Below are 18,015 nucleotides of genomic sequence, written 5' to 3' on the forward strand. Positions count from 1 at the left end.
GTCACCATCAGTCCTGTAAGGTGCCGATGCCGATCAGCCGCCAGCGCGCGCCGACGCGGCGGTTGATGGCGATCTTCGCGCCCGGTGGCGCACAGACCGGCCGCTTCAGGTTCACCTCACACTCGTCGCCGCGCGCGCTGGTGACCGCGCCGACGGTCGTCGCGGTCCCCACCGTGAGCATCAGCGGTTCGCCGGTCGAGATCGGTTCGATCTCGTCGGTGCCACCGACCACGCGTTCGAGCAGTTCGACCGACATCTCGAAGCCATCCCACGTCGGCGGGAGGTGGCCGGGGTGCCCCGCGACCTGTCCCGCCAGCGCGTCACCCTTCGTGAGACTCGGGTCGAGACCGGTGCCGACGCCGACCAGTCCGCCGGGGCGGACCGTCTCGGACTGGGAACCACCGGACTGGAGCGAGCGCACCTCGCTCTCGATGGACTGCCACTCGGACTGGCCGCCCTCCTCGACCTCGCGGCCGGGACGGATCTCGATGTCGTCGCCGACCGACAGTTCGCCCTGCACGAGGCTCCCGCCGACGACGCCGCCGGAGAGGTTCTCCCACGTCGTCCCCGGTCGGTTGATGTCGAAACTGCGCGCGACGTGGAGCCGTGGATCCGCGTCCGGATCGCGGTCCGGCGTCGGGATCTCGCGCTCGATCGCGTCGATCAGCAGGTCCATGTTGACGTCCTGCTGGGCGCTGATCGGGACGATGGGGGCGTCCTCCGCGACGGTCCCCTCCACGAACTCCTTGATCTGCTCGTAGTTGCGGACCGCCCGGTCGCGGTCGACGAGGTCGACCTTGTTCTGGGCGATGACGATGTTGTCGATGCCGATGATGTCGAGCGCCATCAGGTGTTCTTCGGTCTGCGCCTGTGGCACCTCCTCGGTCGCCGAGACGACGAGGACGGCACCGTCCATGATCGCCGCGCCCGACAGCATCGTCGCCATCAGGGTCTCGTGACCCGGCGCGTCCACGAACGAGACCGTGCGGACGACCTCGCTCGCCGAACCGTCCGGGCACTCCTCCTCGACCGTGTAGCAGTCGGGTGCCTCGACGCCCGGGCACTTGCGGAACGTCGCGTCCGCGTAGCCCAGTCGGATCGAGATTCCGCGTTTCATCTCCTCGCTGTGCTGGTCGGTCCACGACCCACTCAACGCCTGCACGAGTGTCGTCTTCCCGTGATCCACGTGGCCGACGAGTCCGATGTTCACCTCCGGTTGTGTCTGTGTTTCAGTCACCATTGACCTCCTGAGAGTAATCTTGGGTGAGATTGGTCCCGTGCCGCTGATAAAGTTGCTGTTCTCGCCGCGTGCGCGTGTGAGACGCTACCGAGGGGCGTCACCGACGCGGCTCACTCCTCGCCGCCGGCCCACCGGACGAACGCCAGCCAGTAGCCGACCACGAGCACCAGCAGTCCGTACCACACCGGTTCGGTGAACGACGGTTGCGGGACCACCCCGGCGGAGACGCCGACCATCGCGGCCAGCGCACAGCCGACACACACCAGCGACACCAGCGCCCACCGATCCATACTCACGGGTCGCAGGACACCGACAAGTGCGTGGCGGTCCTCGCTCGGGGGGCCGACAAGTGCGTGGCGGTCATCGCTCGGGCGACCGGGGTGTATTTTTGTCCGCCCGGCGGGAACGCCCGCCCGTGCAGGACCTCTCACACCCGATCCGGACCGGGATGCCGACCTACCCCGGCGACCCGGCGGTGTCGCTGACGCCCCACGCGACTCACGAGTCGGACGGCTACCGCGTCACGTCGCTGTCACTCGGGAGCCACACCGGCACGCACGTCGACGCCCCGGCACACGTCGATCCGGGCGGGAAGACGCTCGCGGACTACCCGGTCGAACGCTTCCGGTTCGACGCGCGACTGGCCGACTGCCGGGGTGTCGGCGCTGGCGAGGCAGTCGAGGTGGCGGATCTGCGATCTGCGGGACTGGAGACGGACGTGGCGGACCGTGACCTGCTGGTCGTCCGGACTGGCTGGGCCGACCACTGGGACACCGACGCGTATCTCGACCACCCGTACCTCGCGCCGGGCGCGGCCGCGTGGTGTGCCGAGCGTGTGCTGGCGGTGGCGCTCGACACGCCGAGTCCGGACCCCTTCGGCGACGCGGCGTTGCCGGCCCACCACGCGCTGCTGGGTGCGGACTGTCTCGTGATCGAGAACGTGACGAACCTCTCGGGGCTGCCGGCGCGCTTCGCGGTTCGGGCGCTGCCGGTGCTGGGTGTGGACGGCTCGCCGGTTCGGGTCGTCGCCGAGTGGTGACGGTACGACGGAGGAAATTCGGTGGACTCGATCGGGGAGCACTCGGCTGCATTGGTTGCGGACGACGAGGGGTGAAAGCCCCCGGCAGTCTCGACCACTGCTCGGTGTCGGTCGCCAGCAGATCGCGTCCTGTCGGATTCCGGGTGCGGGCAGTGACGGGGTCACTGAGGCCGTTAGGACAACCGCAACACGCGGTGTGTTCTCACCACTCCGGTCGCTCGCGCCCCTCCGCCAGCACCACGCGGTCCAGATACTCGAACACGCCGGCACGCACGTTCGCGCCCACGTCGGCCATCCCGAGCGCCATCACCGCGCCGGCGGTCCCGTCGGCCGTCATCAGGACGACGCCGGCGACCTGCTCCGGAGCCACGTCCCGGAAGTCGCCCGACTCGATCCCGTCGCGCACGAACCCCGCGACGTCGTCGAGCACCCGGCGCTCGTAGCGCGTCAGGCGCTCGGCAAAGGCCTCGTCGTGGGCCGCGTGGGCCAGCAGTTCCATGATCGCCACGTAGGTCCCGCGCTGGAGGTCGTCCGAGGGGTCGCCCAGAAGTACGTCACAGGCCCGGTAGAGCCGCCGCGCCGGGTCCGGGTCGTCGGCGACCGATTCGAGTCGCCCGAGCGAGTACTCGGCCGCCCAGTCCAAGAAGACGAGGATCAGTTCCGCCTTCGAGTCACAGTGGTAGAAGAAGAACGCCTCGCTCTTTGCGGACTCGGCGGCGACCTGTTTCGTCGTCAGGTCCGCGTAGCCGTGTTTCGCCAGCGCCGACCGAACCGAGCGGGCGATCTCCGCGCGTGCCGCGTCCGGGAGGTCGGCGACCCCCTCGTCGGTCCCCGTGGCGTCGTTCGACATACCGCCGTCTTGCAGGCCGGCCCGCTTAGGTCTCCCGACCGCGCCGAGGCAGGGTCGACACGGCGGCACCCAGCGACGGCGACCGGCCGCGAACTGCAACGCTTAACCGCGAGAGCCACACACCACCGAGCGATGACCGACGAGGCGACGGCGTTCGTCCCGGGACACGTCACGGGCTTCTTCAGCGTCCACCCTGCCGACGACCCCACCGAGGCCGGGTCGCGCGGCGCGGGCCTGACCCTGACCGACGGCGTCGAGGTGACGGTCCGACCGGCCGACGAGACCGCGGTCTACCTGGACGACACCAGCATCGAGATGCCGCCGGTCGAGCGCGTGTGCTCGGCACTCGGCGTCTCGGCCCGCGTGACCGCCACGACCGACCTGCCGGTCGGGTCCGGCTTCGGCGTCTCCGGCGCGATGGCGCTCGGGACCGCGCTGACCGCCAACGCCGTCTTCGACGCGGAACTCTCGGAGAACGAACTCGTGACGCTCGCACACGGTGCCGAGGTGCAGTCCGGCACGGGACTCGGCGACGTGGTCGCGCAGGCCCGCGGCGGCCTGCCGATTCGACTCGAACCGGGGGCCCCGCCGGCGGGGACGCTGGACGGGATTCCGGCCCGGACGCGCGTCGAGTATCTCGCCTTCGGCGAACTCTCGACCGAGACGGTGATCGGCGGCGACACCGACGCGCTGTCGCAAGCCGGCACAGAAGCACTCTCCCGGGTCGTCGCCGAACCGACGCTCCCGCAGTTCATGTACGCCTCCCGGCGGTTCGCACGCGAGGCCGGCCTGCTGACCGAACGCGTCCGGGACACCATCGTCGACGTGAGCGAGGCGGGCGGGGAGGCCTCGATGGCGATGCTCGGCCAGACCGTCTTCGCGCTGGAAAGCGGTCTCTCCGACGCCGGGTACGACCCCGCAGTGTGTGAGACCCACCACGCCGGCGCGTCGCTGGTCGCGGGCGGACGGGAGTAGACAGGCGGCCGATCCGACCGACTTTTCTCCGACGGCCGACCACTGAGCGGTATGACCGAGACGAGCGAGATCGACGTGCCGGCAGACCACCCCCGGTACGAGTCGCTGCTGACGCGCCACCGGATCGAGGCCGGCGTCGAGCAGGGGATCACCTCGAAACAGGGGCTCATCGCCGAGGGACGCGGCGAGGCGTTCGACTACCTGCTCGGCGAGGAGACGACCGAGAGCGCGGACGCCGCCGCTCGCGCCGCGGCCGCGCACTTGCTTCTCGCCGACCACCCGGTGTTGTCGGTCAACGGGAACGTCGCCGCGCTCGTGCCCGGCGAGATCGCCGACCTCGCCGAGGCGGTCGGTGCGGAGGTGGAGGTGAACCTGTTCAACCGGACGGACGAGCGAATGCAGGCCATCGCGGACCACCTGCGCGAACACGGCGTCACGGACCCGAAGGGACTCACGGCCGACGGCCGGATTCCGGGCCTCTCTCACGAGCGCGCGAAGGTCGACGCCGACGGGATCGGCGCGGCGGACGTGGTGGTCGTCCCGCTGGAGGACGGCGACCGCGCCGAAGCGCTGGCCGCGATGGGGAAGACCGAGATCGTCATCGACCTGAACCCGCTGTCGCGGTCGGCGCAGTCGGCGGCGGTGCCCATCGTGGACAACATCATCCGGGCGATCCCGAATATCGCGCGGCACGCGCGAGAACTGCAGGACGTGACCGAGGCAGAACTGCGGGAGATCGTGGCGACGTTCGACGCCGAGGAGGCGCTTCGGGCGGCAGAGGAGGCGATCCGGAGTGGTGACTTGGAGTAAGCTGTAGACGGTGTTCTGTCGAACGAGTCGGAGACACCCCAGCCGAGTGAGTTGCAGACGACGAGCGGTGCAAGCCCCCGGCGTCTCGACCACCGTCAGCGGCACGCTCTGACAAGCCTTCGTTCGGTCCTTCACGAAGACGCCCGCGACTTCCTGTCGTTCGAGAGAACGAAGCTCTCTCGTGATGACGAGAGACGCCGGCCCCTTTCAGTCCCGCCCGATCTGTGAGAGTGCACACAACTCCCGGTGGACCAGTCGGTCTCAGCGAGAGTTCCTCCCTGCGACCGTCGGCGTGCCCGAGGCGGCCTCACGCCGCCGAGGTGTGGTGCCCGAGGCGGCCCCACGCCGCCGAGGTGTCGCGCCAGCCCACTCGACTGGTAAATCCGGTGCGAGCAGGATTCTCAATTCGACGGTCGCGGTGCTGTTGGCGGCCGGCGCGCGCGAGAAATGCGCGCGAGGGAGTGACGCGGGCGGTGCGGAGAGCGTCACGAGGCTGGGGAGGACCGAGGTGCGGTGCTGTGCAGTGCGGTCGCCGTCTGCAGTGTGCTTGCGGTTCCGCTGGGAGGCGCGCTACGACGAGTAGCGGTACTGTCGCGGTTGTGGGTGCGGTTCCATGCGCTAGCAACAGTGGCGGTCGCGGTCGAGGATGCAGTCGCGGTGCTGTCGCAGTCTACGGCGTCGTTCTCGTCCCAGTTTCCGATCCACACTCGGTCGTAACGCGGAACTACAGCACTGACGCTAGAACCCACTCCACACCCATCTTCTCGTCACTCGTCGCCGGAGTCATCGAACATCGCGGTGTTCGTTTCGACGACTTCCTCGGTCTCCTCGGGGTCGACGTCGGTCGCATCGCTCTCACTCGCGTCGACCTCGCTCACCGCCTCCCCGGCCGACTCGTCCGCCTCGTCTCCCACAGCCTCCTTCCAGTGGATGCGAACCGTGCCGATGGCGAAGGCGTCGTCGGCGCCCGGGTCACGGCGAATCTGAATCGTGTTCGTGCCCTCGTGGAGCGACGCGCCGGTGAGGCTGTCGACCCAGTACTGCCAGCCGTCGTTCGGCGGGATGTCGAACCCGGAGAGCGTCTCGCCGTTGATCTCGATCTCGTGGTCGTAACTGCCCACGTCGAACGCCTGGAGGCCGACGAAGGGCTCGTGGGTGTCGTCGGTCGGCACCTCGAACTCGTAGACCGCAGTCTCGTCACCGACTGGGTCCGCCCAGTCGAGTCCGAGCGACCGGTCCTCGGGTCCGAGCTGTGCCCCGACGTAGACGACAGCGTAGTTCGCGCGAAATCGCACACCTGCCGGTACTCGGGGAAGCAGTATAAGTACGACGACCGACCGCGGCACTCGCTGACCTACGACTCCTCGGACTCCTCGCCGAACTCCGGTAGTTCCATCTCTGTGTCCAGCGTCTCGACCTCCCGACGAGTCACGCGCGTCTCGAGCTGTTCGCGCTTGTTGCGACCCTTCCGCTCCCGGCCAGCTTTCGTGTCAGGCATTGTCACGCATGGAGAGGTCGCCTCGGGATAAGAAGCTTTGCCCAACCGGTGTGGCTGGCCGGAACCCCCCGAGTGCTCGCGTCACCGGGCCAGTCAGCCGGGCTGGTGGGCGTGCCCCGCCAGCCCGAGGGAAGCGCGCACGGAGCCGCAGAGGGTCGAGCGGCCGGGGGCTTTCACCACTCGGTGCCACCCGGTTCACCCGAGTCCATAGCGCCAACCGATCCAACCGATCCACACCCGTTCACCCGCACGTCCCGCCGGGAGAACAACACCGAAACCACCCCCTCCCGAACACCTCCGACATGCACCTCTCACGCCTCGTCGTCCACGAGTCGGTCGGGAAGGCCATGCCGGTCGAAAGCCTCGTCGAGTCACTCGCCGACCTCCCGGTTCCGGTCGAGACCGCCGCCGGCGACCCCGAACTCGGTCCCGGCGATGCAGTCGCCGCCTTCGGCCCGCGACCCGGCTTCCGAGACGCCGACTGGGTCCACTGCATCCGGGCCGGCTACGACGAGTTCCCCGTCGCCGAGTACGAGGCGGCGGGCACCGCGCTGACGAACTCGACCGGGATCCACGGCACCACGGTCGGGGAGACCGCCCTCGGCGGGATGCTCGCGCTGGCCCGCCGACTCCACGTCTACCGCGACGCCCAGCGCGAGTCCCGCTGGCACGACGAACCCTACGAGACACCGTTCACGCTCTCGGGGGAACGACTCTGCGTCGTCGGTCTCGGGACGCTCGGGCGCGGTATCGCCGAACGCGCCGACGCGCTGGGGATGGACGTGGTCGGCGTCCGGCGCTCCGGGGAGTCCGTACCGGGCGTCCGCCGGGTCTACCGCCCGGACGACCTCCACGAAGCAATCGCGGACGCCCGGTTCGTCGCCCTCGCCACCCCGCTGACCGACGAGACGCGGGGGCTGATCGGGGAGGCCGAACTCCGCGCGATGCCCGACGACGCCTACCTCGTGAACGTCGCGCGTGGCGCGGTCGTGGACGAGGAGGCCCTCCAGCAGGCACTCGCCGAGGAGTGGATCGCCGGGGCGATGCTGGACACCTTCGTCGAAGAGCCACTGCCCGCCGACTCGCCGCTGTGGGAGTACGACGAGGTGCTGGTGACGCCGCACTCGGCGGCGATGACGAACCGCTACCACGAGGACATCGCCGACCTCCTGCGGCAGAACGTCGAACGCCTGCGGGCCGACGAGTCGATGGTCAACCGCGTGGCCTGAGTCGGCCGGTCCCGTCGGCCGCATCGACCGTCCGACCGTGCCCCCGCATGCCGGCCGCGTCGACCGTCCGACGACATCGCCCGTGCCGGCCTCGCCGACCGAGTCGGAGAGCCTTATCAGTCCGCCGCGCGAAGCCGGGAGCATGGAACTGGAGACCAGCGGGCGCTTCCGGGTGCTGGCGAGCCCTCGCGACCGAACCGAACTCCTGCTCCTCGACCACGAGGAGTTCGACCCGGTGTACGTCGCCACCGAGGGGTACGACGGCGTGCTGGGCGACGCGGTCGCGGACCTCCGACCGGGCTACCTGATCGACGCGACGCTCCGCTGGTCAGAGGACGGCGACCCACGATTCGCCGACCTCTCGGTCGAACGCCGGGACGAACTCACCTTCGCCGACGACGTCACCGGTATCTTCGAGGCCGCGAAGGAGACGTGGTACACCGCCGAGGCGGACGGCGAGGGGATGAACTCCCGCGTGACCCGCGACACCGACGGGGAACCGAACGGCGTGCTGTACGTCTTCGCCGAGCAACCCGGCGCGCGCGACCTGTTCGAGGAGTTCCGGAGCGGCGTGCTGCCACTGGAACCGCTCCTCCAGCGCGTCGAGGAGGGCAGAGACGACGACGAGGGTCGGGCCATCTTCGTCCTGCGACCGGCCGACGAACCGTTTCTCGTCGTCTACATCGTCTTCACGCAGGACGGCCTGCTCGACCGGACGATACGGGACACCTACGACCTACACGACTGAGGAGTCCCCCGTCGGAACTGTTGTGTCGTCCACCTCGACTCACAGCCACTCGGCGCTCGGGTCGATCCACCCCTCCGGTCGCTCGCCGCGCAGGGCCTCGGCGACGTACTGGCCCACGTCACGGTTCAGTTCGTCGCGCGCCTGCACCGAGTACCAGCCGGCGTGTGGCGTCACGATCACGTCGTCTCTCCCGACGACCGGCGAGTCGTGGGGCGGTTCCTCGTCTAACACGTCCAGTCCCGCCGCACCGATCTCGCCCGCGTCCAGCGCCTCGGCGAGCGCCGCCTCGTCCACGACACCGCCGCGCCCGGTGTTGACGACGACGGCGTGCTCCGGCAGTGCCGCGAAGGTCTCTGCACCGACCATCCCGCGCGTCTCGGGCGTCAGCGGCGCGAGCGAGACGAGGTGGTCGACCTCGTCGACCATCGCCTCGTAGCTCCGCTTCGTCACGCCGTGGTCGGCCATCGTCTCGGCGTCCACGAAGGGGTCGCTGGCGAGCACGTCGACGTCGAAGCCCGAGAGCAGTCCGGCGAACCTGCGGGCGATCGGTCCGAAGGAGACGATACCGACCGACGACCCGTGGAGGCGGTGGACCGCTCGGCCGTCCTCCCAACCCCACCCGCCGCCCGCGACCTGTCGGTCGTAACTGGCGACGCCCCGGAGCGTCGACAACAGGAGCGTCAACGAGTGGGTCGCCACCTCGTCGGTGCAGTAGTCCGGCACGTGGACGACCGTCACGTCCGCCTCGGCGGCGGCGGCCACGTCGATGTTGTCCACGCCGACGCCGGCCCGCCCGATCACCGACAGCGAGAGGCGTTCGATCGCCTCACGCGGGACCGGCGTCGACACGTCGGTCACGACCGCGTCGGCACCCTCGCATGCCGCCACCAGCGCGTCGGTCGAGCGCAGGTCGGCGACGGAGAGGTCGGTGTCGGTACCGAGCACCGCGCGCAGTCCCTTGGGGTCCAGCATCGGGTCGTCGCTCGCCACGACTTCGAACTCGGGCATGAGTAAACATCTCTGCTGAACCTACTTGAACCTCGTCCCGTAGCGTCGGGGGTGTGGTGTCACCGCGTCCGCCGCCGCCGGAGTCTGCGGCGGTGTGCCGGGCGGTCAGTCGTCCTCGACGGTGACGACCAGCGTGGGTCGGTCCGCGCCGGTGACGACGCGCTCCGTGACGCTCCCGAGGTTCGCCAGGCGCTCCCGGCCGGTGCGCCCGTGGGTACCCATCACGAGCAGATCGGCGTCGATCTCGTCGGCGAAGCGCAGAATCTCGGTGTCCGGCACGCCGTCGAGGACCGCGGTCTCACACGTGACGCCGGCCGCGGCGGCGCGGTCGGCGACCGACTCGACGGACTCGGTCGCGTCCCGCTTCAGCGTCTCGGTGATCTCGCCCTGCTGGTCGCTGTCGGCAGAACGGTAGACGCGGCTGTCGACGACGCTGACCGCCGAGAGGGTCGCGTCGGACTGCTCGGCCAGCCAGAGTGCGTGCTCGGTCGCCGTCTCGCTCGCGTCGCTCCCGTCGGTCGGCAGGAGTATCCGGTCGTACATACACCCCGCTTCGCGGGCGACCGACTTGAAACGGGCTCCCGTCGTCAGTTCGCTGGAATCGGTCGAGGCGGCTGGATCGCCACGTGTCGTGTGGCACCGTTGCACACAGTTAATATCGCGGGCGTCGTGCCGCCCCGTATGGACAAACTCGCCAGTGCGGCGCTGAACTTCGCCACGAACTTCCTGCTCGCCTTCGCCGTGGTCGGACTCCTGCGGAACCGGTCTGCGGGCGTGAAGGCCGGCATCGTCTTCGGACTGCTCGGTGCCGTGGGGACGTGGCTGTTGTACGACCGGTTCGCGGAGTCGGGCGACAAGTCGGAGGTGTCGCTGGACGACCTGGCCGTCGAACCGACTGCGTAACTGCTCTTACGGAGTGTGTGTCGGATCGGTCTTCGGCGTCACCTCAGGTGAATCGGTCGGCGACGACGAGCGGTGAACCCCCCGGTCTCTCGACCACCGTCAGCGGCACGCTCTGACGACCCTTCGTCACCGGCGCTCCACGCCGGTTGCTGGCGAGAGCTTCGCTCTCGCTCTGTCGTCGGCGCGCGCGCCGGTTTCCAGCGAGACCCTCGGTCTCGCTCTGCTCACGAGACCGCCGGCCCCTTTCGGTCCCACGCGACTCCGTGTCCCATCACGTCGCGTGGGTCGTCACCCAGCCAGTCGTCTGTCCGTCTGGAACCCGGCAGTCGCAGTCCTCCGCCACCCCTCCCCGACTGCTGGCGACCAGGCTGTGGGCAGGTCACTCGCCGTCGCTCGAACACGACTCGGTTCCGGTCGCCACCAGATCGCATCCTCTCGGGGTCCGGGCTGTCGTCGAAGTGACCGGGTGACGATGCTGACGCCTGCTTCGACCTCGAAACTGGCGCGCGCGAGCAACGCGTGCGAGGGAGGATCGCGCGTTCAGGCGTGATCCTCGTGAGCAGAGCGAACGAGGGCTAGCGAGAGCGGGCCTCTCGCCATGTCCGAGGTTGGGGAGGACCGGGGTGTGGTCGCGGTGCGGGTGCGGTCGGTGTGCGGGCGCTGTCGCGGTGCGGGTGCGGTCGCGGCGCGGGTGCGGTCGGTGTGCGGGTGCGGTCGCGGTGCGGGTGCGGTCGCGGTGCAGGTGCGGTTCCCTGCGCTAGCACGAGTAGCGGTGCTAATGCTGTGGCGGTCGTGGATGCAGTAGTCGTCGTAGTCACAGTCCCAGTAGTCGTCGTAGTCACAGTCCCAGTAGTCGTCGTGGTCACAGTCCCAGTAGTTATCGCAGTCGCGGTCTGCGATGCGATCTGCTCACAGTTTCCGATACCCACCATCCACGAACCTAGCATCGACACAGATCACGTACCGAGCGTATTCGACAAGACTCAACACGCCGACCCACCCACATCGGCCATGCGCCAGTTCATCGTCTCGGGCCACGACGTGCCCACGACGCCCGACTTCTCGCTCGACGACCTCGCGGGCGGTGCCGGCCGCCTCGACGTGCTCTGCCGGTGTGTCAACTCCGCGTTCTTCCTCTCGCACGCGATCCGCGAGGACGTGAAAGTCCACCTCGTCCTCGCCGACGAGTTCACCGTCACCTTCGACGGGAGCGAGATCCGGCGACTCAACCCCGACGAACGGTCCACGGCGGCGCTGGTCCGCACCGCACTGGAGCACCGCGAGGACGCCATCGGCCACATGCCCGCCGAGTCGACACCCGGCGTCTCGATCCGGCGGATGGGCTTCGAGGCGACGCTGGAGCGTGTGGCCGAGAACGCGACGGTCGTCGAACTGCACGAGGACGGCGACCCAGTCGTGGACGTTGAGCCGCCGCAGAATCCGGTGTTCGTGCTCTCGGACCACCACGACTTCACCGACCGGGAAGCGGAGTTGTTGGCAGAGACGGCGGATCGGCGGGTGCGACTCGGTCCCGAACTGCTCCACGCCGACCACGCGATCACGGTCGCGCACAACTACCTCGACACGCAGGGGTTCACGACCTACTGAGTCCGAGACGTGTCGAAGCCGAACCGGCGTGTGTCGGGCCGGAGAGTGCCGGACGGAACCCTCGTGACGGGCGCAGTCTCTCCAGTTTCGGAACCCTTAAACACGAACCGGGCGTCAGTTGTGGATGCGGGCCGGTGGGGTAGCTTGGTATCCTTCGGCCTTCGGGTGGCCGTAACCGCAGTTCGAATCTGCGCCGGCCCACTTCTCCCGCATTCTACGGACGACACCGACAGCTCGCTCGTCAGATCGACGCCGACAGTTTCGTCCCGACCAGCGACCCGACCACCAATCCACCGAAGCCCCAGAGCACGCCGGGACCGAGGTCGATGCCAGCGCCCCCGAACAAGACCCGAAATAGCCCGCCGGTAAACAGCCCGAACACGCTACAGGCGACGGTAAACACGTCTCTGTCGTCGATATTCATCTCGATTTCCTGACTTGACCGAGTACGGCAGACGACATCACGCTATCGCTCGTCGGCAGTTACCAACTCCATGAGCGACCACACAGCAGTGAAACGCTTATCAGGCGGACCGTCGAACCAGAGCGTATGAGCTACGATACCGTCGTCTTCGACAACGACGGTGTCCTCGTCGGTCGAACCAGTTTCGACGTGCTCGAAACCGCGACGGCGGAGACGTTCGCGCAGTTCGGCGTAGACGACCCCGACCCCGACCACGTAGAGGACATGACAATCGGCGCACAGCCAGACTCGGTCGCCCGCGTCTGTGACACCTACGACCTCGACCCGGCCACCTTCTGGCGCGCCCGCGACCGCACGGTCTCGGGTGCCCAGCAGGAGGAGGCCCGCGCGGGCCGCAAGACGCCCTACGACGACATCGACACGCTGGCCGACCTCGACGCGAAACAGGGCATCGTCAGTTCGAACCAGCAGGAGACCGTCGACTTCCTCCTGCAACACTTCGGCCTGACGAACCTGTTCGACACCGCCTACGGCCGCGCGGAGACGATCCAGAGTCTCGACCTGCGGAAGCCGAACCCCCACTACATCGAGCGCGCGCTCTCGGATCTCGACGCCGACTCCGCGCTGTTCGTCGGCGACAACGAGTCGGACATCCGGGCCGCGCACAACGCCGGCATCGACTCGGCGTTCATCCGCCGACCGCACCGCCGCGACTGGGACCTGAACGTCTGGCCGACCTGGGACATCGACTCGCTGGACGCGCTCCACGACATCTGTTCCGGCTGAGACGAGGGCGCGACTCGCCGTGTCGTCGCCAGCAGAGCGCCGCCAGCCACTGCGTCGACTCCACAACCGTTACCCTCGCCCGGCCCGACCACTCCACAGTGGCAGACAGTATCGACCCCGCGGTCAGCGACACCGACGACCCGGCCGAGCGCAGAGACGAGATCGTCGCCGCCGTGACCGACCACGCCGGCCAGATCGCCTACCAACTCGCCCGCCTGCAGGGTGGCGACTACGGCGCGCGCGACTTCGACACGAAGACGGCGACGTGGACCGTCAAGTACGAGGCCGGATCGCTCCAGTACCTCCGGTACGACGGCGGCCGGGACGATGTCTACGTCGTCTCCCAGCACGGCCCGCCCGACCCCGAGGACCTCGCCGACGCGGTGCGCGACTACCCGAACTTCGTCCGGGCGTACAACGACTACGTCCGGAGTCTCGACGGGGTGCTGGACGACGTGACCACCGACTTCCCCGACCCGGAATCGACCGAGTCGGTCGTCGCCGAACGCGACCGGGTACTGGATCGCGTGCGAGAACTCTGTACCGAGATCGCCGGGCAACTCTACCGGTTCGAGGGCACCGACTACGACACCTTCGCGGTCCGAGTGGGCGGGTCGCGCTGGGAACTGAAACGCGAGATGGATCAGGTGTCGTACCTCCGGGTCGGCGGCGAGGGCGGCGTCTACCTCCTGTCGCAGTACCAGGCACCCTCGGCACACGACGTCCGCCGACTCGTCGTGGACGTGCCGGCGTTCGTGGAGGCGTACAACGACTACGTCGAGGGTCTCGACGCCGACCTCGCCGGCGTCGACGTCTGAGCCGCTGGCCGCGTTACGCCGGCAACCGTCCAGTTCTGGTCGCCTGTCGGCACACGATCCGACACTTCCGAACATATATTCAGAAATAACTTCCACGAATTTTATTACTCGCGTTGTCGTAGGTCAGTAACGCGATGTCCGACGACAACAGCGACAGGGGAGCATCGGGAATCGAACGACTGTGGTCGATGGAGCGCCGTCGGCTGTTGCAGTCCGTCGGGGCGGGGGTCGGCGCACTCACGGTCGGGAGCGCCGGAAGCGGACTCGCGTCGGCGAAGACTGGCTGTGCGAACGGACCGTACGAGGGGAGCTACGAGGCCGGCGTGGTCAACGTCGGGCAGATTCGCGCCGAACAGGCCCGCGAATCCGGCGGCGGCCCGGACATGGCTGCTGGCTCGCCCGGCGCGACGAGGAGCGCAGGCGGGGCGACGCCACCGAAACAGGCCGCGCAGGCGTCGATGGAGGACGAGGACGGTCCACTGACGATCAGACAGGAGTACGACGGCGTGAACTCGCTGGAGACACGTGGCGGGGTACCGTCCGACTCGCAGGTCGCGGTCGGGGACGGGAAGGTGCTGCACGTGCTGAACCGGAACGTCGCCATCTACAACAAGTCGTCAGGGAAGCGCCAGCGACTGTTCCCACTCGAACGCCTCTGGAAGCCGGTCATCCCGGAGCCACCGGGCGGGTTCGTGGACGGGACGCCGTTCGTCTTCGACCCGCGTGCTCGCTACGACCGCGGATCGGATCGGTACGTCCTCTGTGCGACCCAGTTCCAAGAGGGACTCACCGAGGACGGCGAGCGCATCACCCGGGAGGACCTGGAAGAGGCGGTCGGTCCCGAATCCGAGACGGAGGGTGACGACGCGGACGAGGAAGCGAGTACCGCGGTCGCTCGGCCGCCGAAAGGGTGGTTCGTCGTCGCCGTCTCCGCCACCAGCAATCCGAACGGGAAGTGGTACGTCTACCGCGTCCCGCCGGAGGACGCCGACGGCCCGGACAACGAGGGGCTGGTGGACTACCCGACGCTCGGCTTCGACCGGGACGCGGTCTACATGACCCAGAACTTCTTCGGCGACGTGTTCGACGTGACGATGGTCGCACTCGACAAGGCGGCGATGTACGCCGGCGAGACCGTCACCGGCTACCACTTCGACGGGATGCTCGATCCGGACGCGGACGGCCTGACCTTCACCGTCCAGCCGGCACAGCAACCCTACTCGGGCGGGAGCGACGGGACCTACTACATGGTGAACAGCGACTTCCCGGTCCCGTTCCCCGGTCCGACCGGGACGCTCACGCTGTGGGAACTGGAGAACCCACTCGACAGTCCTACGCTGGAGTGTTTCACACTCGACGTGGATCCGTACGTCTACCCGAACGCGGCACAGCAACCCGGCAACACGGGGTCGGTCGTCGACACGCTCGGGACGCGCGTGATGAACGCGGACTACGACGACGGCTCGCTGTGGACCGCCCACTCGACTGCGATTCCGGCGAGCGGCGGGGGGTCGGTCGCGGCGATCCGGTGGTACGAGATCGACGTCGCCTCGCGCTCGGTCGTCCAGTCGGGCACCTACGGCACGCCGGAGCGCTCGACGTTCATGCCGACCATCGGCGCGGACGACGGGACCGCGATGATCGTCCACAACGTCAGCGGCCCGGACACCTTCCCCCGGATGGACGTGGCCGGCCGAACCGCCGACCACACCGCTGGCGAACTCGAAGACTCCGTGGTCGTCGAGGAAGGGAAGTCACCGTACACCGCCCTGCCGAACGACCAGTTCGGGCCGGTCGAGCGCTGGGGCGACTACAACGGCGTCTCGGTCGATCCGTCCTCGGGGCGGTTCTGGACCGTGAGCCAGTACAGCCCGGACATCGACATCCCGGAGAGTGACCCCGAGCGTGACCCGTACTTCACCCGGATCGCCGAGGTGTCGTTCGAGGACGGACCCGGGCGCGGGAACTGAGTCGGCGACGGGAGCCGAACGGCCGACTCTCACGGGTTTTCCGAACGCTTAAGCGGGCGTCCCCGGACCACACAGACGATTCACGCGATGCGTCTCGATGCCTCTCTCGGGAAGCGGTTGGTCGTCGTCGGGATCGTCCTGCTCGTCGGGACGTTCGTCGTCAGCGCGGCACTCGCACCGGACCGAGCGACCGTCGGTGCCGACAGCGGCGAACAGACCCTCGTCGGCATCCACGGCGGCGGGCCGGGCCTCCACGAGGACGGCGCGGTCGAACTCGTCCAGAACGGGAGCGTCGTCTGGGAGACCGGCGACACGGACAGCTACTTCGACGTGACCCGACTCGACAACGGGAGCGTCCTCGCGGGCTTCATGCACTCCGGCTACGACGAGTGTGGCCCCTACGAGGCACCCTGCACGCGAACCGGCTTCCGGGTGATCGACCCGAACGACGGTGACCCGCAGATCGTCGGCGAGTACAGCTTCCCGGTCCGGACCGAGACGAACAGCGAGGTCCACGACGTGGAGCGTCTGCCGGGCGGTGGCTACCTCTTCACCGACATGGAGTACGAGCGCATCGCCATCGTGGAGCAGGGTGAGATCGTCTGGCAGTGGAACGCGAGTTCCTTCTACGAGGCCCCGCCGGACCCGACTCGCACCGACTGGCTCCACATCAACGACGTGGACCGCATCGGCGAGGATCGGTATCTCGTCTCGGTCCGCAACGCGAACCAACTCGTGATCGTCGAACGCGGCGAGGGCGTCGTCGACGTGATCAACGAGGACCCCGACCCGAGCGACGGCCGCGTCGGCGACCCCGACCTGATGGACCACCAGCACAACCCGCAGTGGCTCGGCGAGGGAGCGGTGCTCGTCGCCGACTCCGAGAACAACCGGATCGTCGAACTCCACGAACAGGCCGACGGCTCGTGGGAGATCGTCTGGTCGGTCTCCTCGGCGGACGGCTACGACTTCCGGTGGCCCCGTGACGCCGACCGCCTGCCCAACGGGAACACGCTCATCACCGACTCGGCCGGCCAGCGCGTCGTCGAGGTGAACGAGTCGGGCGCGATGGTCTGGAGTTACGTGACGCCGGGTGTCTTCCCCTACGAGGCCGAACGCCTGCCGGCTGGCGAGACGGTCGGTGCGCCCACCTACGGCGGCGACCCGATGGTCGAGGCGACCGGCGGCGTCCCCCTGCTGACCCCCGCAGTGAACCTCCTCCGGAACGCCATGCCGCTCCCCTACTGGATCGCCGAGACACAACTGTTCACGACGCTCCTCTCGCTCGGTCTCGTCGGGGTCGGCGCGGTGCTGGCGCGGCGGGACTGATCAAGTTTCGACGTCTCGACACGATTCGTCGAGAGCCGTCGTGTTTTTGTCGGTCGTGCTGTACCGACGAGTATGACCGACGACTCGTTGGCGTGGGAGACCACCGACTCGAAAATCGACTACACCTGCCCCGGCTTCGACGTGCGCCGGGACGACGTGCGCCTGCCCGACGGCACCGAGACCGACTTCCACTACGTGGACGAACCGCCGGCTGTCGTCGTCCTCCCCTTTACGACCGACGGCGAGGTCGTCGTCATCGAGGAGTGGCGACAGGCGGTCGGGCGCGCCAACCGGGGCCTGCCGGCCGGGACGGTCGAACCGGACGACGACGACCTCGCGGTGGCGGCCCGCCGGGAACTGACCGAGGAGACCGGCTACGAGGCCGGGTCGGTCGAACATCTGACGACCTCCGAACCGCTCAACGGTCTCGCCAACTCGGTGCACCACGTCTTCGTCGCCACCGACTGCGTGGACGTCGACGGCCAAGACCTCGACTTCAACGAGTCGATCCGCGTGGAGACGACCGACTACGACTCCCTGCTGTCGGCGGTGGTCGACGACGAGATCAGCGACGGCCGGACGAAACTGGCGCTGACGACCTACGAACTGACGATGCGGTAGGCGGTCTGCCTCGCTCCCGCTTCGCCGGCCCCCTCCGTCGGCGTCGGCGTGTCGGGTCGCCTCCGTCGGTTCGCCGACGCTCGGTCGCCGGCACGCGACGCTCTGTGGGTCGCTCGTCGCTCGCCGGGGCGACACCCCGGTGTTCCTGGAACGCTCGCA

Annotated in this window: 19 protein-coding genes, 1 tRNA gene and 1 pseudogene; 13 read left to right on the top strand and 8 right to left on the bottom strand. The window is 68.5% G+C overall.

Features of this window, described 5'->3' with window-relative positions:
* Window positions 1-7 precede the first annotated feature (7 nt).
* Together LI337_RS11630 and LI337_RS11635 are read right to left on the bottom strand one after the other, a co-directional pair.
* On the bottom strand, window positions 8-1,237 hold the full coding sequence (locus LI337_RS11630; RefSeq protein WP_345777768.1) for a translation initiation factor IF-2 subunit gamma: 1,230 nt from the start codon (window positions 1,235-1,237) through the stop codon (window positions 8-10).
* Between the two features lie 113 nt (window positions 1,238-1,350).
* A complete protein-coding gene (locus LI337_RS11635) occupies window positions 1,351-1,530 on the bottom strand; it encodes a hypothetical protein (protein WP_227230010.1) in 180 nt (59 codons plus the stop codon).
* Between the two features lie 125 nt (window positions 1,531-1,655).
* On the opposite strand from LI337_RS11635, the gene LI337_RS11640 reads away from it, so the two are divergent.
* Complete coding sequence (locus LI337_RS11640; RefSeq protein ID WP_227230011.1) at window positions 1,656-2,279, top strand: cyclase family protein; 624 nt, start codon at window positions 1,656-1,658, stop codon at window positions 2,277-2,279.
* A gap of 202 nt (window positions 2,280-2,481) precedes the next feature.
* Here LI337_RS11640 and LI337_RS11645 read toward each other — a convergent pair whose 3' ends face one another.
* Window positions 2,482-3,129 (bottom strand): TetR/AcrR family transcriptional regulator, encoded by a 648-nt coding sequence (locus tag LI337_RS11645; RefSeq protein WP_227230012.1) that lies wholly within the window; start codon window positions 3,127-3,129, stop codon window positions 2,482-2,484.
* Window positions 3,130-3,261: 132 nt separating this feature from the next.
* Here LI337_RS11645 and LI337_RS11650 point away from each other — a divergent pair, with 132 nt between their 5' ends.
* Window positions 3,262-4,104, top strand: a complete 843-nt coding sequence (locus LI337_RS11650) for a pantoate kinase (RefSeq protein WP_227230013.1) — start codon at window positions 3,262-3,264, stop codon at window positions 4,102-4,104.
* Between the two features lie 51 nt (window positions 4,105-4,155).
* Window positions 4,156-4,914 carry a 4-phosphopantoate--beta-alanine ligase gene (locus LI337_RS11655; protein WP_227230014.1) on the top strand — a complete coding sequence of 253 codons (759 nt, stop codon included), beginning with the start codon at window positions 4,156-4,158 and terminating at the stop codon, window positions 4,912-4,914.
* Window positions 4,915-5,819: 905 nt separating this feature from the next.
* On the opposite strand, the pseudogene LI337_RS11660 reads toward LI337_RS11655, so the two are convergent.
* Window positions 5,820-6,209: pseudogene (locus tag LI337_RS11660) on the bottom strand (DUF7383 domain-containing protein); the annotation flags it as partial.
* 59 nt (window positions 6,210-6,268) lie between these two features.
* Window positions 6,269-6,412 (bottom strand): hypothetical protein, encoded by a 144-nt coding sequence (locus LI337_RS11665; RefSeq protein ID WP_227230016.1) that lies wholly within the window; start codon window positions 6,410-6,412, stop codon window positions 6,269-6,271.
* A 302-nt stretch (window positions 6,413-6,714) separates the two neighbouring features.
* Between LI337_RS11665 and ddh the strand changes: the two genes are divergently transcribed.
* Entirely contained in the window at window positions 6,715-7,641 is a 927-nt protein-coding gene (ddh, locus tag LI337_RS11670) for a D-2-hydroxyacid dehydrogenase (RefSeq protein ID WP_227230017.1), read from the top strand.
* Window positions 7,642-7,783: 142 nt separating this feature from the next.
* Window positions 7,784-8,389 carry a DUF6663 family protein gene (locus LI337_RS11675; RefSeq protein WP_227230018.1) on the top strand — a complete coding sequence of 202 codons (606 nt, stop codon included), beginning with the start codon at window positions 7,784-7,786 and terminating at the stop codon, window positions 8,387-8,389.
* 39 nt (window positions 8,390-8,428) lie between these two features.
* On the opposite strand, the gene LI337_RS11680 is transcribed toward LI337_RS11675, so the two are convergent.
* Window positions 8,429-9,397, bottom strand: a complete 969-nt coding sequence (locus LI337_RS11680) for an NAD(P)-dependent oxidoreductase (RefSeq protein ID WP_227230019.1) — start codon at window positions 9,395-9,397, stop codon at window positions 8,429-8,431.
* 105 nt (window positions 9,398-9,502) lie between these two features.
* Window positions 9,503-9,940: a universal stress protein gene (locus tag LI337_RS11685; RefSeq protein ID WP_227230020.1), complete on the bottom strand. Its 438-nt coding sequence runs from the start codon at window positions 9,938-9,940 to the stop codon at window positions 9,503-9,505.
* Window positions 9,941-10,078: 138 nt separating this feature from the next.
* Here LI337_RS11685 and LI337_RS11690 point away from each other — a divergent pair, with 138 nt between their 5' ends.
* The 3 genes from LI337_RS11690 to LI337_RS11700 all read left to right on the top strand — a co-directional run bounded on the left by LI337_RS11690 (window position 10,079) and on the right by LI337_RS11700 (window position 12,109).
* Window positions 10,079-10,300 (top strand): hypothetical protein, encoded by a 222-nt coding sequence (locus tag LI337_RS11690; protein WP_227230021.1) that lies wholly within the window; start codon window positions 10,079-10,081, stop codon window positions 10,298-10,300.
* A gap of 1,011 nt (window positions 10,301-11,311) precedes the next feature.
* Window positions 11,312-11,908, top strand: a complete 597-nt coding sequence (gene trmY, locus LI337_RS11695; protein WP_227230022.1) for a tRNA (pseudouridine(54)-N(1))-methyltransferase TrmY — start codon at window positions 11,312-11,314, stop codon at window positions 11,906-11,908.
* Between the two features lie 128 nt (window positions 11,909-12,036).
* Window positions 12,037-12,109, top strand: a tRNA-Pro gene (locus tag LI337_RS11700).
* 40 nt (window positions 12,110-12,149) lie between these two features.
* On the opposite strand, the gene LI337_RS11705 is transcribed toward LI337_RS11700, so the two are convergent.
* Window positions 12,150-12,332, bottom strand: coding sequence for a hypothetical protein (locus LI337_RS11705; protein ID WP_227230023.1), 183 nt, complete (start codon window positions 12,330-12,332; stop codon window positions 12,150-12,152).
* 126 nt (window positions 12,333-12,458) lie between these two features.
* Between LI337_RS11705 and LI337_RS11710 the strand changes: the two genes are divergently transcribed.
* The 5 genes from LI337_RS11710 (at window position 12,459) to LI337_RS11730 (ending at window position 17,856) form a co-directional block, all read left to right on the top strand.
* Window positions 12,459-13,118 carry an HAD family hydrolase gene (locus LI337_RS11710; RefSeq protein WP_227230024.1) on the top strand — a complete coding sequence of 220 codons (660 nt, stop codon included), beginning with the start codon at window positions 12,459-12,461 and terminating at the stop codon, window positions 13,116-13,118.
* A gap of 98 nt (window positions 13,119-13,216) precedes the next feature.
* Window positions 13,217-13,936, top strand: coding sequence for a profilin-fold protein (locus LI337_RS11715; protein ID WP_227230025.1), 720 nt, complete (start codon window positions 13,217-13,219; stop codon window positions 13,934-13,936).
* Between the two features lie 134 nt (window positions 13,937-14,070).
* Window positions 14,071-15,906: a hypothetical protein gene (locus LI337_RS11720; protein ID WP_227230026.1), complete on the top strand. Its 1,836-nt coding sequence runs from the start codon at window positions 14,071-14,073 to the stop codon at window positions 15,904-15,906.
* An 87-nt stretch (window positions 15,907-15,993) separates the two neighbouring features.
* Window positions 15,994-17,235: an arylsulfotransferase family protein gene (locus tag LI337_RS11725; RefSeq protein WP_227230027.1), complete on the top strand. Its 1,242-nt coding sequence runs from the start codon at window positions 15,994-15,996 to the stop codon at window positions 17,233-17,235.
* Window positions 17,236-17,307: 72 nt separating this feature from the next.
* Window positions 17,308-17,856, top strand: a complete 549-nt coding sequence (locus tag LI337_RS11730; RefSeq protein WP_227230028.1) for an NUDIX hydrolase — start codon at window positions 17,308-17,310, stop codon at window positions 17,854-17,856.
* Window positions 17,857-18,015 lie beyond the last annotated feature (159 nt).

The sequence above is a fragment of the Salinirubrum litoreum genome, assembly GCF_020567425.1.
Taxonomy (GTDB): Archaea; Halobacteriota; Halobacteria; order Halobacteriales; family Haloferacaceae; genus Salinirubrum; species Salinirubrum litoreum.

Coding starts and splice junctions, on each gene's coding strand:
- LI337_RS11635 (WP_227230010.1), bottom strand. CDS start 1,530: ATGGATCGGTGGGCGCTGGTGTCGCTGGTGTGTGTCGGCTGTGCGCTG.
- LI337_RS11645 (WP_227230012.1), bottom strand. CDS start 3,129: ATGTCGAACGACGCCACGGGGACCGACGAGGGGGTCGCCGACCTCCCG.
- LI337_RS11650 (WP_227230013.1), top strand. CDS start 3,262: ATGACCGACGAGGCGACGGCGTTCGTCCCGGGACACGTCACGGGCTTC.
- LI337_RS11655 (WP_227230014.1), top strand. CDS start 4,156: ATGACCGAGACGAGCGAGATCGACGTGCCGGCAGACCACCCCCGGTAC.
- LI337_RS11665 (WP_227230016.1), bottom strand. CDS start 6,412: ATGCCTGACACGAAAGCTGGCCGGGAGCGGAAGGGTCGCAACAAGCGC.
- ddh (WP_227230017.1), top strand. CDS start 6,715: ATGCACCTCTCACGCCTCGTCGTCCACGAGTCGGTCGGGAAGGCCATG.
- LI337_RS11675 (WP_227230018.1), top strand. CDS start 7,784: ATGGAACTGGAGACCAGCGGGCGCTTCCGGGTGCTGGCGAGCCCTCGC.
- LI337_RS11680 (WP_227230019.1), bottom strand. CDS start 9,397: ATGCCCGAGTTCGAAGTCGTGGCGAGCGACGACCCGATGCTGGACCCC.
- LI337_RS11685 (WP_227230020.1), bottom strand. CDS start 9,940: ATGTACGACCGGATACTCCTGCCGACCGACGGGAGCGACGCGAGCGAG.
- LI337_RS11690 (WP_227230021.1), top strand. CDS start 10,079: ATGGACAAACTCGCCAGTGCGGCGCTGAACTTCGCCACGAACTTCCTG.
- trmY (WP_227230022.1), top strand. CDS start 11,312: ATGCGCCAGTTCATCGTCTCGGGCCACGACGTGCCCACGACGCCCGAC.
- LI337_RS11705 (WP_227230023.1), bottom strand. CDS start 12,332: ATGAATATCGACGACAGAGACGTGTTTACCGTCGCCTGTAGCGTGTTC.
- LI337_RS11710 (WP_227230024.1), top strand. CDS start 12,459: ATGAGCTACGATACCGTCGTCTTCGACAACGACGGTGTCCTCGTCGGT.
- LI337_RS11720 (WP_227230026.1), top strand. CDS start 14,071: ATGTCCGACGACAACAGCGACAGGGGAGCATCGGGAATCGAACGACTG.
- LI337_RS11725 (WP_227230027.1), top strand. CDS start 15,994: ATGCGTCTCGATGCCTCTCTCGGGAAGCGGTTGGTCGTCGTCGGGATC.
- LI337_RS11730 (WP_227230028.1), top strand. CDS start 17,308: ATGACCGACGACTCGTTGGCGTGGGAGACCACCGACTCGAAAATCGAC.